Genomic DNA, 508 nt, shown 5'->3' on the forward strand with positions numbered 1-508 from the left:
CCACGAGAGGGGTTTGATCGTGGCTTTTCACCCGCCCTGTACAACGCGTGGTAACTGAGAGGCTGCCAATTCTTCCGGCCGGATGTAAGTTCTGGTCCAGTCGGCGAGCTTCCGACGATCAGCGTTAGCCTGTCGTTCTTTGTCGGTCATGTAACCCGTGTCGTCGACCTTCCGAGCGTCGAGCCGCGTCGGGATCACCAAGCCAATGACCAAGCGAGGCTTTTTCTTTTTTATGAGCTCAAGGGCCGGGGCGATGTCGGTGTCATTGGTGACCAAAACCAGCTGGTCGAGATCCGCACAATGAAGAGCACCGTCATAGAGGGCCAACGCTAAATTGACGTCTGACTGCTTCTCTTCGAGCTTCCACACTTGGGCCTTGCCGCACAAGTTGGGGTTCTTATCAGGCTCTTCAGCGTCAACCAGGTACTGGGAAGACTTGGTGAGTGAGTAGTAGCCCTTCGTCACCGAGATGCGATTCGAGCTGGTAAGGGCCGCGTGATACTGGCTC

1 protein-coding gene is annotated in these 508 nt (G+C 55.9%); it reads right to left on the reverse strand.

Translation table 11 applies throughout. The annotated features are described in order from the left end of the window. Positions 1–27 precede the first annotated feature (27 nt). On the reverse strand, positions 28–508 hold a 481-nt coding region (locus CSC70_RS14465; protein ID WP_211369522.1), incomplete at its 5' end, for an NYN domain-containing protein.

The sequence above is a fragment of the Pseudoxanthomonas kalamensis DSM 18571 genome, assembly GCF_010211745.1.
GTDB lineage: Bacteria > Pseudomonadota > Gammaproteobacteria > Xanthomonadales > Xanthomonadaceae > Pseudoxanthomonas_A > Pseudoxanthomonas_A kalamensis.